The 15797-nt window shown below is 49.2% G+C and carries 15 protein-coding genes; 5 read left to right on the top strand and 10 right to left on the bottom strand.

Annotated elements, in window-relative coordinates:
• Nucleotides 1-9: 9 nt before the first annotated feature.
• From sdhA to ACO0LN_RS01780, 4 genes are all read right to left on the bottom strand, one after another.
• The gene (gene sdhA, locus ACO0LN_RS01795; RefSeq protein WP_422970676.1) at nucleotides 10-1785 is read right to left on the bottom strand and encodes a succinate dehydrogenase flavoprotein subunit; all 1776 of its coding nucleotides are present in this window, start codon (nucleotides 1783-1785) and stop codon (nucleotides 10-12) included.
• A 2-nt stretch (nucleotides 1786-1787) separates the two neighbouring features.
• On the bottom strand, nucleotides 1788-2156 hold the full coding sequence (sdhD, locus tag ACO0LN_RS01790; RefSeq protein ID WP_162041576.1) for a succinate dehydrogenase, hydrophobic membrane anchor protein: 369 nt from the start codon (nucleotides 2154-2156) through the stop codon (nucleotides 1788-1790).
• A 2-nt stretch (nucleotides 2157-2158) separates the two neighbouring features.
• Nucleotides 2159-2566 carry a succinate dehydrogenase, cytochrome b556 subunit gene (gene sdhC, locus ACO0LN_RS01785; RefSeq protein WP_422970675.1) on the bottom strand — a complete coding sequence of 136 codons (408 nt, stop codon included), beginning with the start codon at nucleotides 2564-2566 and terminating at the stop codon, nucleotides 2159-2161.
• 201 nt (nucleotides 2567-2767) lie between these two features.
• The gene (locus ACO0LN_RS01780; RefSeq protein ID WP_422970674.1) at nucleotides 2768-3571 is read right to left on the bottom strand and encodes a GntR family transcriptional regulator; all 804 of its coding nucleotides are present in this window, start codon (nucleotides 3569-3571) and stop codon (nucleotides 2768-2770) included.
• A 354-nt stretch (nucleotides 3572-3925) separates the two neighbouring features.
• Between ACO0LN_RS01780 and ACO0LN_RS01775 the strand changes: the two genes are divergently transcribed.
• The 5 genes from ACO0LN_RS01775 to ACO0LN_RS01755 all read left to right on the top strand — a co-directional run bounded on the left by ACO0LN_RS01775 (nucleotide 3926) and on the right by ACO0LN_RS01755 (nucleotide 9709).
• Nucleotides 3926-4915 carry a malate dehydrogenase gene (locus tag ACO0LN_RS01775; protein WP_422970673.1) on the top strand — a complete coding sequence of 330 codons (990 nt, stop codon included), beginning with the start codon at nucleotides 3926-3928 and terminating at the stop codon, nucleotides 4913-4915.
• A 66-nt stretch (nucleotides 4916-4981) separates the two neighbouring features.
• Complete coding sequence (locus ACO0LN_RS01770; RefSeq protein ID WP_422970672.1) at nucleotides 4982-5953, top strand: HpcH/HpaI aldolase/citrate lyase family protein; 972 nt, start codon at nucleotides 4982-4984, stop codon at nucleotides 5951-5953.
• 8 nt (nucleotides 5954-5961) lie between these two features.
• On the top strand, nucleotides 5962-6441 hold the full coding sequence (locus ACO0LN_RS01765) for a hypothetical protein (RefSeq protein WP_422970671.1): 480 nt from the start codon (nucleotides 5962-5964) through the stop codon (nucleotides 6439-6441).
• A 120-nt stretch (nucleotides 6442-6561) separates the two neighbouring features.
• Nucleotides 6562-9297 (top strand): aconitate hydratase AcnA, encoded by a 2736-nt coding sequence (gene acnA / locus ACO0LN_RS01760; protein WP_422970670.1) that lies wholly within the window; start codon nucleotides 6562-6564, stop codon nucleotides 9295-9297.
• A gap of 172 nt (nucleotides 9298-9469) precedes the next feature.
• Nucleotides 9470-9709, top strand: coding sequence for a hypothetical protein (locus tag ACO0LN_RS01755; protein ID WP_422970669.1), 240 nt, complete (start codon nucleotides 9470-9472; stop codon nucleotides 9707-9709).
• A gap of 55 nt (nucleotides 9710-9764) precedes the next feature.
• Here the strand turns inward: ACO0LN_RS01755 and ACO0LN_RS01750 are convergent, their stop codons facing one another.
• From ACO0LN_RS01750 to ACO0LN_RS01725, 6 genes are all read right to left on the bottom strand, one after another.
• A complete protein-coding gene (locus tag ACO0LN_RS01750) occupies nucleotides 9765-10946 on the bottom strand; it encodes a cystathionine beta-lyase (protein WP_422970668.1) in 1182 nt (393 codons plus the stop codon).
• Nucleotides 10947-11061: 115 nt separating this feature from the next.
• Entirely contained in the window at nucleotides 11062-12006 is a 945-nt protein-coding gene (locus ACO0LN_RS01745) for an alpha/beta hydrolase family protein (RefSeq protein ID WP_422970667.1), read from the bottom strand.
• 158 nt (nucleotides 12007-12164) lie between these two features.
• Nucleotides 12165-12653: a hypothetical protein gene (locus ACO0LN_RS01740; RefSeq protein WP_422970666.1), complete on the bottom strand. Its 489-nt coding sequence runs from the start codon at nucleotides 12651-12653 to the stop codon at nucleotides 12165-12167.
• A complete protein-coding gene (gene rimO, locus ACO0LN_RS01735; protein ID WP_422970665.1) occupies nucleotides 12653-14035 on the bottom strand; it encodes a 30S ribosomal protein S12 methylthiotransferase RimO in 1383 nt (460 codons plus the stop codon). The genes ACO0LN_RS01740 and rimO overlap by 1 nt, the downstream gene beginning before the upstream one ends.
• 143 nt (nucleotides 14036-14178) lie before the next feature.
• Nucleotides 14179-14736 carry a polyhydroxyalkanoate synthesis repressor PhaR gene (gene phaR / locus ACO0LN_RS01730; protein ID WP_110253707.1) on the bottom strand — a complete coding sequence of 186 codons (558 nt, stop codon included), beginning with the start codon at nucleotides 14734-14736 and terminating at the stop codon, nucleotides 14179-14181.
• A 301-nt stretch (nucleotides 14737-15037) separates the two neighbouring features.
• Nucleotides 15038-15778 (bottom strand): 3-ketoacyl-ACP reductase, encoded by a 741-nt coding sequence (locus ACO0LN_RS01725; protein ID WP_110253708.1) that lies wholly within the window; start codon nucleotides 15776-15778, stop codon nucleotides 15038-15040.
• Between the last annotated feature and the right edge of the window lie 19 nt (nucleotides 15779-15797).

Here is a 15797-nt window from a genome sequence, read left to right as displayed (position 1 = left end):
GGTATCTCTTTAGAATGTACGGGCTTTAGGCTTGAAGGTTTCTACAGTCAGTGGTTTGGTCACGACTGGCTTGTAGTCGAGGCGATTGCCTTCGGAATACCACAAGGTATGCTTCATCCAGTTCACGTCGTCGCGCTGTTCGTAATCACGGTGCGCGTGCGCGCCACGGGATTCTTTACGGGCGGCAGCGGATGTGATCGTTGCCTTGGCTGTTTCGATCAGATTATCCAGTTCCAGTGCTTCTACACGGGCAGTATTGAAGACCTTGGATTTATCCTTGAAAGAAACGTGCTTGCGACGCTCATCAAGCTCCATAATTTTCTTGTAGCCGGTTTGCAGCAAGTCATCTGTACGGAACACACCGCAGTATTGCTGCATGGTGCCACGAATCGCATTGGCAACATCTTGCACGCGCTCGGAACCTGTACTGGTTTCCAGCTTGGACAAACGTGACAGCGCCAGATCAGCTGCATCAGCAGGCAAATCTTTATTGCTGCGCGCCTTGAGGTTACTTGCAACCACGTGATTACCCGCCGCACGGCCAAACACAAGCAAATCAAGCAGGGAGTTCGTACCCAGACGGTTTGCACCATGCACGGATACACAGGCACATTCACCAATTGCATACAAACCATTGACGATTTCGCTGCCACCGTTTTTCGGAGCAACTACCTGGCCATAGATGTTGGTAGGTATACCACCCATCTGATAGTGAATCGTAGGAACGACAGGAATCGGTTCTTTGGTTGCATCAACGTTGGCAAACTTATGCGCGATTTCCAGAATCGATGGCAAACGTTTTTGAATAGTGTCAGCACCGATATGACGCAAGTCCAGCATGACGTGATCTTTATTCGGACCACAGCCACGACCTTCTTTAATTTCCTGATCCATGGAACGGGAAACGAAGTCACGTGGGGCCAGATCTTTCAGTGTAGGCGCATAACGCTCCATGAAGCGCTCACCCTGGCTATTCACCAGAATACCGCCCTCACCGCGCACACCTTCGGTAATCAGGACACCAGCACCGGCAACACCGGTTGGGTGAAATTGCCAGAATTCCATATCTTCGAGTGGCAGACCAGCACGAGCCGCCATACCCATACCGTCACCGGTATTGATAAATGCGTTGGTAGAAGCTTGCCAGATACGACCGGCGCCGCCAGTGGCAAATATCGTGGTTTTGGCTTCCAGCATCATGACTTCGCCAGTTTCCATTTCAAGCGCAACAACGCCCAGCACATCACCGTCCGCATCGCGGATCAGGTCAATTGCCATCCACTCAACAAAGAAATGGGTACGGGCGCGGACGTTACGTTGATACAAAGTGTGTAACAAGGCATGACCGGTACGGTCAGCTGCAGCGCAGGCACGCTGCACTGGCTTTTCACCAAAATTGGCAGTATGGCCGCCGAAAGGACGCTGATAAATCGTGCCATCCGCGTTACGGTCAAAAGGCATGCCGAAATGTTCGAGCTCATACACGACTTTTGGCGCTTCACGACACATGAATTCGATCGCATCCTGGTCACCCAGATAATCAGAACCCTTGACCGTGTCAAACATATGCCAGTACCAGTTGTCTTCCGACATATTACCAAGGGAAGCACCAATACCGCCCTGCGCAGCCACTGTATGAGAACGAGTAGGAAATACTTTAGATAGTACAGCGACATTCAGGCCAGCTTCTGCCAATTGCAGAGAAGCACGCATGCCGGAACCGCCAGCACCAACGATGACCGCATCAAAACGGCGGCTAGGGATTGTGGATTTAATTGCAGCCACTTTTATACTCTCCACAAAATCTGTGCAGCATAGCCAGCACAAGCAATCAGCCACAGAATAGTGGCAACTTGAAATACCAGACGAACAAATACATTGTGCGTCACATAATCCATCCAGATATCACGCATACCAACCCAGGCGTGATACAACAGGCAGATGACAACAGAGAAAGTCGCCAGCTTGAACCATTGCATGGCAAATATGCCAGCCCAAGCAGCCTGATTGAAGTTTTTGCCCGTCAAAAACAAGCCCAGCAAAATGACGGTATATAGCGCCATGACGATGGCGGTAACACGCTGCGCCAGCCAGTCACGCAAACCGTAACTTGCTCCCACGACCAGTCGCTTTGGTCCAATATTATTATTTGCCATTTTTAAAATACTCCAAACAGTTTCAAGGCTATCAATGCTGCCAGCACAAGACTGATCGCCAACACACTCACTGCAGACTGACGTGCGCTATCCTTGTCGAGACCATAGTGCAGATCCATCAGCAAGTGACGGATGCCAGCGCAGAAATGGTGCAGATAAGCCCATGACAAAGCCAGGATGATCAGCTTGACGAAAACACCAGATGTCAACGCCTGCAGTTCGGCAAATGTCGCTTCTGATGTCAAACTCTTATCGAGCAAATACAAGATGAATGGCAACAACAGGAACATCAGCATTCCACTTGCCCGGTGCAAGATGGAAACAAAGCCTGCCAGCGGCAACCGGTAACCGGTTGCATCTATCAAGCGCATTACACCAAAGCGTGGCTTGGCTCTTACAACTTCAGACATAAATAATCTCCCCATTAACTAGTCTGTACATAAACCTTGCAATTTTCGCTCATTTTGGTGCATTGCACCAACAAAAATCATCGCGATTAACAAAATATCGCTATCTTAAACCTAAAGCCAAATTCACGCTGAGCCAGCAAAATTGCAGCTCACGAGACTTTTCACCCCCAAAAACCACAGCAAATCAAATACCTGATTGATTTAGCTCAATTCATTTCTGTAGTGATGATTCATCGTCAGATATAAACCGCGGCGCAACTCAACCGGCTTGTCGCCATAAGTAAAAGAAACGCGCTCCACATTGAGCAAAGGCGTACCCGTATCGACATTTAACAAATCAGCTATCGCTGCATCTGCACAAACCGCCCGGATTTGCTCAGAAGCCCGTATCATGTGCGTGCCGAATTCAGTTTCAAATAAACCGTACATCGGCCCCTTGTATTCATTGAGACGCTCAGCGGTCAGGCCTTTGAAGATGGAGCCGGGCAACCACAGGTCATCAAGAATGGTAGGGACACCAGAAAAAGATTGAACACGTCGGATAAAAACGACGGAGTCGCCAGATTTGATATCAAGCAAACGCGCCACTTCTGCCGGTGCACGCATACGCTTGACTTCAATGATGCGGTTTTCAGGATAATGTGGCACGCCCTCATCAGGCGCCAGACGTAAAAACCGGAACTGTGAACGCGCCTCATGGTGAGTGGCAACAAAAGTCCCCTTCCCTTGACGACGCACCACCAGGTTTTCAGCCGACAACTCATCAATCGCCTTGCGCACTGTACCCTGACTGACCTTGAAGCGACTGGCCAACTCCATCTCACTGGGGATCAACTCGCCTGGCTTCCACTCACCGGATTGCAGGCTCTGGGTAATCAGGGCTTTGATCTGTTGATATAATGGACTGAAGGTGGGGGAAGCACTCAAAGACGATGCACCGACGCCAGCACCTGAAGTGGCCGGGGTAACAATCGGATTGTTTGCGGTTGGTATGATTGAATTCATAGACTGCAATTTCACCACAAAACCACCCAGCACGTCCAGAACAAAAACTAAGTGATATGTCTTATATAAGACATAAGATATTGATTGACACTTAGCCCCGCACGACCTACACTCCCGTACAAATAATAGTCGGGGTCTGCATCAGGCGTCCTCAGCTATCGATCTGTCACAAAGCAGTCACACCAAGCAATATAGTTCGAACGCTTTCAATGTAAAGAACGAAAACATGTTTGCAGCGGATTTTGGCTGACTGACAGCGCTTTCAACGGTATCATTAAGTGTTTTACATAGCGTCGGCTTATCAGTCGCTGCAATTGTTTGAACATCGTTTTCACACCACTTCGGAGATGCATCATGGCGAAATCCCCTATGCGCGTAGCTGTTACCGGCGCCGCAGGCCAAATTGGCTATTCCCTTCTGTTCCGTATCGCCAATGGCGACATGCTGGGCAAAGACCAGCCAGTGATTCTGCAATTATTGGAAATTCCTGACGAAAAAGCCCAGAAAGCGCTGAAAGGCGTAATGATGGAAATCGACGACTGCGCATTCCCACTGTTAGCTGGCATGTCAGCTCACAGCGATCCAATGACAGCGTTCAAAGATATTGACGTGGCCCTGCTGGTTGGTGCACGTCCACGCGGCCCAGGCATGGAACGCAAAGATCTGCTGGAAGCCAATGCACAGATTTTCACTGTACAAGGCAAGGCACTGGATGCAGTAGCATCCCGCAATGTTAAAGTTCTGGTCGTTGGCAACCCAGCCAATACCAATGCTTACATCGCGATGAAATCGGCACCTTCCCTGCCAGCTAAAAACTTCACAGCAATGCTGCGCCTGGATCACAACCGCGCCTTGTCTCAAGTCGCCGCTAAAGTTGGCAAGCCAGTTGCTGCAGTTGAAAAACTGTGCGTATGGGGCAATCACTCCCCAACCATGTACGCTGACTATCGCTTTGCGACAGTAGATGGCGCATCCGTCAAAGACCTGATCAATGATCAAGTCTGGAACAAAGAGGTATTCCTGCCGACAGTTGGCAAACGCGGCGCGGCGATTATCGAAGCGCGTGGTCTGTCTTCTGCAGCTTCTGCAGCGAACGCAGCAATTGACCACGTACGTGACTGGTTGCTGGGCACGGATGGCAAATGGACAACAATGGGTATTCCTTCCGATGGCTCTTATGACATCCCTGAAGGCACCATGTTCGGCTTCCCTGTGACAACAGAAAACGGCGAATACACTATCGTTCAAGGTCTGGAAATCGACGAGTTTTCCCGTGAACGCATCAACATCACACTCAAAGAATTGCAAGAAGAGCGTGATGGCGTCAAACACCTGGTAGGTTAATCAGGTAAGGGGGCAGGTTCTGGCAACCGCTGGAATCTGCCTTGATTCACGACGATATATTAAGTAATGCATCCATCTACAGTACTTTTTCAGGATCAAATTCTACCGGTTATATTGCCGGTCTGCGACCATTACGCAGGATCTGAAAAATTGATGCGCAAATCGATTGCGCTACAACAGGAACTGGGTGGAGTTTTTGATATCACTCTCGATTGTGAAGATGGCGCGGCCGCTGGCAACGAGATCAACCATGCAAATCTGGTCACTGGTTTCGTGAACAGTACAGACAATCATTTTCAGCGCCTTGGCGTGCGGGTGCACGATGTACATCACCCCGCATTTGAGCAAGACCTGGAAATCATACTACCCGTATGCGCAGACAAACTCGCTTATCTGGTTTTACCAAAAATAAACAATGTTGCTGAATTACAGAACGCACTCCAGCGCATTAATAATTTTGGAAAAAAAACTGACGGCCAGTTGATCCCGGTTCACGTTTTGATAGAAACCCATGGCGCACTGGCAGAAGTACAGCAGATTGCCGCCCTGCCCCAGGTAGAATGCCTGTCATTTGGCTTAATGGATTTTGTCTCCTCCCATTTTGGCGCCATACCTGCATCGGCGATGCGTTCACCTGGGCAATTCAGCCATCCCGTGGTCTTGCGGGCCAAACTGGAAATTGCTGCGGCCTGCCATCGCTATGGCAAAGTGGCCTCACACAATGTCACCACCGAGATCAAGGACACCAGCGTCGTGGCGAATGACGCACATCGCGCAGCCAGTGAGTGCGGCTATACACGCATGTGGAGCATACACCCTGACCAGATACAGCCTGTCATAAAGGCATTTTCCCCCAACGAAAACCACATCCAGGATGCCATAGGCATCCTGAGCCAGGCAAAAAAACAGGACTGGGGGCCCATCCAATGGCAAGGACAGCTACATGACAGAGCCAGTTACCGCTATTATTGGACAATTTTAAGACGAGCCCAGTCGGGGCAAGTCGCATTACCGGCAGCAGCACAAGAGTTACTCTAGGAGACAACATGAAATTACTTTCTTTTATCAGCCTGGCATTTGCCGCATGCACCCTGCTTGCCGCCAATACCCATGCAGTGGAAGCACCACGCAGCAAAACCAAATCAACAGCAAAGGCAGCAAAACCTGCCGCTGCCCAGGCAACAAAAGAAGATGACGAGCCGGAACCGGACGTGGCCCTGCACAAGAACTTCGAGTATAAATGCGAGCTCGGTAACTCCCTGACCATGTATACCAACCCTGAAGATGCAGACCATGTGGCCATGCGCTGGAAAAAACGCCTGTACCGGCTGACCAAGGTCGATACCACAACAGGTGCTGTGCGCTTTGAAAACCGCAAGTCAGGATTTGTCTGGATAGGTATTCCCGCCAAAGGTTTGTTACTTGATTCGCATAAGGGCCAGCAGTTAGCCAATGAGTGCAAGACAGAAGCAGCGTCACTGGCAGAAGTGAGTAGCAAAGATACCGGTGCAGCGCCAGTCAAGTAAGTTCTGGTGCCATAACACGCAATATTTGCTCAGTATGACCGGATGGAGTTGAGTGGATATTGCAGTAATTTGATGTAAATATTTTTTGATCGTTGATTTTTGTAAATAAGAGGAAGAGCCATGAGCCAAAATGCGTACAAAGATGCATTCAAAACCCTGAAAGATTTTAAAATTTCAGACACCAAGAAAGGCAAGTTCTTTTCCCTGCCTGCATTGGAAAAAAATCTCGGCGTAAAAATTTCACGCCTGCCAGTCTCCATCCGTATTGTACTGGAATCAGTGCTGCGTAACTGCGACGGCAAAAAAGTCACTGAAGAGCACGTCAAACAACTGGCGAACTGGGGTGCAACTGCAGCCCGCACAGACGAAATCCCTTTCGTGGTATCCCGCGTTGTCCTGCAAGATTTTACCGGCGTACCCTTGCTGGCTGATCTGGCTGCGATGCGCAACGTCGCTGCCAAACAAGGCAAGAATGCAAAAAATATCGAACCGCTGGTTCCAGTTGATCTGGTGGTTGATCACTCTGTGCAGATCGATCATTTCCGCGAAAAGAAAGCGCTAGACCTGAACATGAAACTGGAGTTCCAACGCAATAACGAGCGTTACCAGTTCATGAAATGGGGCATGCAGGCATTTGATACTTTTGGCGTGGTTCCTCCAGGCTTTGGTATCGTGCACCAGGTTAATCTGGAATACTTGGCACGCGGTGTACACAAAGTCAAAGATGCCAAGAAAAATGAAGTCTTCTACCCTGACACACTGGTAGGTACAGACTCCCACACCACCATGATCAATGGTATCGGCGTAGTAGGCTGGGGTGTAGGCGGTATCGAAGCAGAAGCTGGCATGCTGGGTCAACCGGTTTACTTCCTGACACCTGACGTCGTTGGTGTGAATCTGACTGGCGCATTGCGCGAAGGTTGCACGGCAACAGATCTGGTATTGACAATCACAGAATTGCTGCGCAAAGCCAAGGTTGTTGGCAAGTTTGTTGAATTCTTTGGCGAAGGTACACGCTCCCTGTCCCTGACAGACCGTGCGACTATTGCCAACATGGCGCCGGAATACGGTGCAACGATGGGCTTCTTCCCTGTTGATGAAGCGACTATCGATTACTTCAAAGGCACAGGCCGTACCAAGGCAGAAATCGACGCATTCGAAGGCTATTTCAAAGCGCAGAAGATGTTCGGTATTCCTGCTGCTGGCGACATCGACTACACGACAGAAATCAGCCTCGATCTGGCCACAGTTGCACCATCCCTGGCTGGCCCTAAGCGTCCGCAAGACCGTATAGAAATCGGTAACGTCAAATCTACGTTTGCAGACCTGTTCTCTAAGCCGACAGCAGAAAATGGCTTCAACAAAAAAGCTGAAGACCTGAACACGGTATACACCAATACTGATGGCGTCAAAGTTAAAAACGGCGACGTACTGATCGCTGCAATTACCTCCTGCACCAATACATCCAATCCTAGCGTCTTGCTGGCAGCTGGCTTGCTGGCCAAGAAAGCGGTTGAAGCCGGCTTGAAAGTTGCGCCGCATATCAAAACTTCGCTGGCTCCTGGCTCTCGCGTTGTGACTAAATATCTGGAAGCAGCTGGCCTCCTCCCTTACCTGGAAAAACTCGGTTTCGGCGTCACAGCCTACGGTTGTACAACCTGTATCGGTAATGCCGGTGACCTGACACCAGCGATGAATGAAGCAATTGCTGCCAACGACATCGTGGCTTCTGCCATCCTGTCTGGCAACCGCAACTTTGAAGCACGTATTCATCCGAATATCCGCTCCAACTTCCTGGCCTCTCCTCCTTTGGTGGTTGCTTACGCCATCGCAGGCAATATGACCCGCGACCTGATGACAGAGCCAGTTGGCCGAGTTAAAGGCAAGGACATTTTCCTGGGCGACATCTGGCCTACCAGCGCAGAAATCAGCAAGCTGATGAAGTTCGCGATGAATTCCAAAACCTTCAAGGAAAACTACGCAGACGTTAAAGGTGCTCCAGGCAAACTGTGGGAAAACATCCAGGGCGTCGCAGAAGGCGATGTTTACAACTGGCCTGCTTCTACCTACATTGCTGAGCCACCGTTCTTTGCTGACTTCACGATGGAACCAAAAGCTGCGGCGACTGGTATCACTGGCGCACGTGCACTGGGCGTGTTCGGTGACTCCATTACGACTGACCATATCTCCCCAGCCGGTTCCATCAAGGAATCCAGCCCTGCAGGTAAATGGCTGAAAGAAAACGGCGTACTGAAAGCCGATTTCAATTCCTACGGCTCGCGTCGTGGTAACCATGAAATCATGATGCGCGGCACATTTGCCAACGTGCGTATCAAGAACCTCATGATCCCGGCCAAGGAAGATGGCTCACGCGTTGAAGGCGGCGAAACCCTGTTCCAGCCAACTGGCGAACAAATGGCGATCTATGACGCAGCGATGAAATATGTTGCTGATGGTACGCCAACCATGATTTTTGGTGGTGAAGAATACGGTACAGGCTCTTCCCGTGACTGGGCAGCAAAAGGTACGCAATTGCTGGGCGTTAAAGCTGTGATTGCACGCTCTTTTGAACGTATCCACCGCTCCAACCTGGTTGGCATGGGCGTATTGCCATTGCAATTCCTCGGCACTGACAGTGTTGATACGCTGGGCATCACCGGCAATGAATCTTTCGACCTCAAAGGTATAGAAGATGAGATCAAGCCACAGCAAGAAGCGACTCTGGTGATCCACCGTGCGGACGGTGAGACAAAAGAAGTCAAAGTCTTGTTGCGCATCGATACCCCTATCGAAGTTGACTACTACAAACATGGCGGTATCTTGCCATTTGTATTGCGTCAATTGCTGGCAGCCTAAGCTTCAGGCAAACCTGTATCCCTGCTTGCAGGGATACATTGAAAAAGAGTGAATTTCCATCGAAATTCACTCTTTTTTTTGGTTTTTCTTTCATTGCATAAACATGCAAGAATGATGTAAGCAAGCTCCTCTAAGCTTAGTCCATCTTATAAGCTCAACTCTGGAGACAATTATGTGGAAAATTCTCGTCGGCTTTATTATTTTTGCAGCAGCGGCCCTGTTCCTGATTTTTAAAGCGGGTGATAAGGTCAGTATGCAAGGTGAAGCAGCCGGCCATAATCCGACCGAGGTTCATTCCGCTTCCGCCAGTGCCACCGCTCCTGCTCCGGCAAGCCTGCCAGCTGCATCATCTGAAGCGAGCGCAAGTGCCGCGCCAGCATCTGAAGCAGCAGCAAGCAGTGCCAGTAAATAAGTCTTTATTTATTAAAACGAAGGCTGCATGAATAACAAGCTGGCAGCCTTTGTTTTTACACCAGCGCCACCAAAGCCTGTTCTATATCGGCAATCAGGTCTTGCGTATCTTCCAGGCCTATATTGAAACGTACCAAAGTCCCTGACTCTGTCCAGTTGCTACGCATATACTGCATGCGATAAGGCACGCATAAACTATGCGCCCCACCCCAGCTATAACCCAGCTTGAACAGTTTCAGGCTATCGACGAAGAGGTCGGTTTGCTCTTCAGTATACTTCGCATCCAATAGCACCGAAAACAAGCCGCCTGCCCCGGTAAAATCACGCTGCCAGATTTCATGCCCGGGGCAATCTGGGAAGGCTGGATGCAAAACCTTGCTGATCTCTGGTCGCCGGGCTAACCAAGCAGCAATTTTGCGTGCACTTTGATCGTGTGCGTTAAAACGCAGTTGCAGCGTTGGCAAATTGCGCAGTACCAGATAGACGTCGTCCATGCCAACACCAAAGCCCAGACGCATGTGCCCCAGTTGCAACCGGGTATTCAGTGCCTTGTCACGGGTAATGACGGCTCCCATCAAGACATCCGAACCACCACTCTGGTATTTGGTCAGCGCCTGCATGATGATATCCACTCCATGCGCAAAAGCAGAGAACGCAAGCCCTGCCGACCAGGTATTGTCCATCGCCACCAATACCCCGCGCGCATGGGCAGCAAAGCATATTGCGGGCACATCCGGTACTTCCATTGACACAGAACCCGGTGCTTCCACCCAGATCAGGCGAGTATTTTCTGTTATCAATGCTGCGATACCAGCACCAATCAAGGGGTCATAATACTGCACACTGATACCGAAACTGCGTGATAACCAATCTGCTAGGTCGCGGTTGGGGCCGTAGACATTATCCGGGATCAGGACATGATCACCACTCTGTAAAAACGCCATATCGACCAGCGTAATTGCCGCCAGGCCACTGGGTGCGAGCAGGCAGAATTTACCTTTCTCTATTTCTGCCAGTCTGGCCTCCAGAGTGAAGCTGGTAGGCGTACCATGCAAGCCATAGGTATATGCCGATTTATCCTGCCAACTACGCTCGCGCATGGCGGCGACATTTTCAAACAAGACCGTAGATGCATGATGTATGCCAACCGGGAAGGCAGCAAAACCTTCTGGTGCAACATATTCATTGTGGATGACGCCGGTATTGAATCCTGGTTCAGGACGGATATTTTCTGACATGCTAGTCCCTGTTTCGCTAATAGTCCAAATGTTTGCACATATTAGCGCACAAGCAGTACGCACTCCATGATGAAAAAAGGCGCATCACGCGCCTTTTGAAAATCTGTCTTGTTAACTATTTCTTTGACAGCTCGTTGATCATTTCACTTTCTGTCAGGCTGATGTTACTGGCAGACCCATCATCCAGCAGAATTTTTCTGGCGATCAGATCGTTACCAGGAGCCAGAATCGTAAAATGCGAAGCTCCTTTGACCGATAAGAATTTAATATAAGGATTGTGGGATTTACTGCGCAGCGACTCCAGGGATTGGATATTGCCATCCATACCCTCAATAACAAATAAAGGGCTGGCGACAGATGGCAGCCAGTAATACGGTGCGCGAGCCAGCAAGTCCGCACTACTCATCTTGTCGTAATTAACCGGCATCATTTTCCCGTATTGACGCAACTCAGCGACCGGGCCAAATGAAAACACTGCCCTGAAGCGTTTACTAGTCTCTGCCACCATTAATACCAGAGTACCGCCAGTACTATGTCCGCCAAGATAAATACGCGATGGATCTACCCAGGGTTGCTGGGCCAGATAATCTGCCGCTGCCAGCACATCATCAATTTCACCAAAATGTGCTTCATGTTTACCTGGATTATCATTACCACCGCGCAAAGTCGGGAACATCATCACGATACCAGCTTTGCGGTAAGCCGCAGCAGACTGGTCATTAGTTCTGGGACTAGCTTGGGATAAAGTTGTTCCATCTATCGAATTACAATCGCCGCCTGTAATCCAGATGATGGCTGGGTGTTTTTTCCCGTCTTTGGGGTCGGGGGTCAACATGGCAGCAAGCTGCCCTACTGCTGACTGATACTGCACAGATTTAAATACATTGTCTGGTGAATTACCTACAGGGCTACGATCATTCCCCTCATAAGCCACCTGAGTCTTGAACTGCTTGCGAAAGCTGGCAAAGGATGCAGGATTGGGTGCGTTATCAGCATGTACTGATGGAGAAATTGACACTAGCAACAATGCAAGTGCGCAAATTTTTTTTATTGAAAACATGATCGTCCAGGCCCGGGAAAAAGAGCCTGGATTGTACCATTTGAGATTTGCCTCAAGTACACGCAATTTGGAATTACGGGGCAACGACAAGAACTGCCCTGCGCATAAAAATATCCGCCGGCATAAGCAGCCTTGGATGAAAATCTGGATAGACTATTTTATTTGGTTAAGACAGCTTTGGTTTTTTTACTTTTTGGAAGTGGCAGCAATTCAAGTACAAATTCTTTACTGACTTTGCCATCATCTGATTGCCAGATACCGCGGATGACATTGTCCTTGAGTTCGCCATCCCACTGGCCAGACACATCTACGCCGTCTTCAGATTCCTCCATGCTGAGCTTGTTACCACTGACTTCTCCAGCCAGTAAAATCTTCTTGCCTTGATTGCGCTTGCCACCTGCCACGACATAAGAACCTTCGACACTATCTCTGTCTTCAGTTTTTGGTTGCAAGCGCATGCGTATCTTGTCATCCCCCATCTTTCCCTGGAATTCAATTTCTCTGGCAAAAAAGGGATTAGCCATGGGAGCAAAACGCGATGCTGCCGGAGAAACCGGCTCCGTTTTATCCTGAGCCTCGACCGTAAGCCCTGAGGCAAACCCTGAGTACAGGGTCAGCGGCAATAAAACCAAACGCAAAAATCTCATCAGACCGCTTCGCCCCACAAGTCATGGGCATCAGCCGCAGTAATTTTCACTTCGACGAATTCACCAACCTTGAGTTTGCGATGTGGCTCAAAAGGAGGCTTCACATAGACGACACCATCAATCTCAGGCGCATCAGCAGAACTACGGCCTACACCACCGCTACGGTCGAGAGAATCGATCAGCACGCGCATGGTTTTTCCTATTTTGGCTTGCAGGCGCTTTTTGGATATACCTTCCTGCAATTCCATGACGCGACGACGGCGGTCTTCACGCACATCATCTGGCAACTGATTGGCGATTTCATTGGCGGTCGCACCTTCGACTGGCGAATAGGCAAAACAACCTAGACGATCAATTTCAGCCTCTTTAAGGAAGTCGAGCAGGTATTCAAACTCTTCTTCTGTCTCACCAGGAAAACCGGCGATAAAGGTAGAACGTATCGTGATTTCCGGGCACATTTCACGCCAGGCCTTGATGCGCTCTATATTTTTCTCGCCGCTGGCCGGACGTTTCATACGCTTCAACACGTCAGGGTGAGCATGTTGCAAAGGCACGTCCAGATAAGGCAGGACATGGCCGTTGTTCATGAAAGGAATGATCTGATCGACATGCGGATAAGGGTAAACATAATGCAGGCGTACCCAGGCATCATGTTGCTTGGCCAGCTCGCCCAGGGCTTCTACCAGTTGCGTCATATGGGTTTTGACCGGCTTGCCATTCCAGAAGCCCATGCGGAATTTAATATCCACACCATAGGCGCTGGTGTCCTGAGAAATCACCAGTAATTCTTTCACGCCTGCCTTGAACAGGTTTTCTGCTTCCATCATCACATCAGCAATCGGGCGTGAAACCAGGTCGCCACGCATGGATGGAATAATGCAGAAACTACAGCGGTGGTTACAGCCTTCAGATATTTTGAGGTAAGCAAAATGCTTGGGTGTCAGTTTCACACCTTGTGGCGGCACCAGATCCATGAAGGGCTCATGTGGCTTGGGCAAATGCTTGTGCACCGCCGCCATGACTTCACCGACTGCATGCGGGCCAGTCACTTCAAGTACCTTTGGGTGGATGGACTGTATCATGTCCTTGCCGTCAGCATCTTTTTTAGCACCGAGGCAACCAGTCACGATGACCCTGCCGTTTTCAGCCAGCGCCTCGCCTATCGCATCCAGCGATTCCTGCACAGCAGCATCAATAAAGCCACAGGTGTTGACGATGACCAGATCAGCGCCGTCATAGGATTTGGCAGTGTCGTAACCTTCGGCACGCAACTGGGTCAGGATTTGTTCGGAATCGACGAGCGCCTTCGGACAACCCAGGGACACAAATCCCACCTTGTGGGTAGCAGGCATTTCTTGACGACGAATTTCAGAGATAGACATAAGGACAATAAATAGCAAAAAGGGTACAAAAGCGAATCCGCTATTGTACCCTTTTTGCCAGTCCAACTTGCCGCATCTGTGATAATTTCCTGAAGAATCAGGGGCTTAAGTCAGAATGTGAGCCTGTTCAACTTGAATATCATTTACTTTTTATTCACATCTTCCGGATTGAACGGGAAGACATTAAACATGTTTTTTGCCTGGCTTTGCATTTGTTCTTGCATTTGCACAAACAAATTCTTGCTCTGTTCTATGTAGTTGCCCATCATGCCTTGCATCATCGGGCCCTGCACATTCATGAACTGAGTCCACATTTCAGGGCTGAAGGGCTTGCCTTCATAGATGCCTTTGGAATTCTCGGCCAGTTTATTCTGAATATCGATAAAGGCCTGGACGTTTTTTTCCAGATAATTGCCCATCATGCCTTGCATTGCATGACCATAGTAACGAATGATTTGTGACAAAACGACACTGGAGAACATCGGCGAACCACCCGCTTCTTCTTCCAGAATGATTTGCAACAATATACTACGTGTCAAATCTTCGCCCGTTTTTGCATCGACTACGGCGAAATCATCGTTTTCCAATACAAACTGCTTGACATCTACCAGCGTGATATAGCTGCTGGTTTGGGTGTCATACAGACGACGGTTAGGATATTTCTTGATCAGATGCTGTGATGATTTTTTTGCGCTATTCATTGAGATCTCAGTTAAACACTTCGATATCCTGCCACTTGATGAGAATCACTCGTCAAAGTAACACAGACTATTCACGCAAACATGATTTCCTGTTCTGGATCAGCCAAAACAGCTAGCCATGTTTGTCCCCTTTTTTATATCTTGTATTTTGCAGCCTGCAAAAGATATGCCCATCGAAATCTTGCGACTCTGATGGGCATATTTTACCGCACTGCAGAAGAAAGACAGCAATCAGGGAGGCTAAAAAGCCAATTTAAAAAATTTATTCTAATTTCTGGCCATTCCTGAGTTATTGCGGTGATTAACCCATGTGCAAACCACCATTGATAGAGAAGTCTGAACCAGTAGCGTAACCACCTTCATCAGATGCAATCCAGGCAACAATAGAGGCAATCTCTTCAGGCTCAGCCAGACGCTTGACCGGAATACCAGCAACGATCTTTTCAAGCACGTCAGGACGGATGGCCTTGACCATGTCTGTACCCACATAGCCAGGGGAAACCGTATTTACCGTCACACCTTTAGTCGCTACTTCCTGTGCCAGGGCCATGGAGAAGCCATGAATACCCGCTTTAGCCGTCGAGTAGTTAGTCTGACCAAACTGGCCTTTTTGACCATTCACAGAAGAAATATTGATGATACGACCCCAACCGCGATCCACCATTCCATCAATGACTTGCTTGGTGACGTTGAACAGAGAATTCAAATTGGTATCCATGACAGCATCCCAATCCGCCTTGCTCATCTTGCGGAACTGGCCGTCGCGGGTAATACCGGCATTATTGACCAGCACATCCACTTCACCAATTTCTGCCCTGACTTTTTCAAAGGCAGCCTTGGTTGATTCCCAATCAGAGACATTACCTTCAGAAGCATGAATGTCCAGGCCTTCTGCACGCATATCGGCCAGCCATTTATCCTTGCGGGCTGAATTTGGGCCGCAACCTGCCACTACCGTATAACCATCTTTGCACAAACGCCTGCAAATTGGAGTTCCAATACCACCCATACCACCAGTAACATAAGCAACACGTTTTGACATATTTGTTCTCCTCATTGAA

The sequence above is a fragment of the Undibacterium sp. TC9W genome (assembly GCF_049339865.1).
Lineage (GTDB): Bacteria > Pseudomonadota > Gammaproteobacteria > Burkholderiales > Burkholderiaceae_D > Undibacterium.
This window is presented reverse-complemented; position numbering and strand designations above follow the sequence as displayed.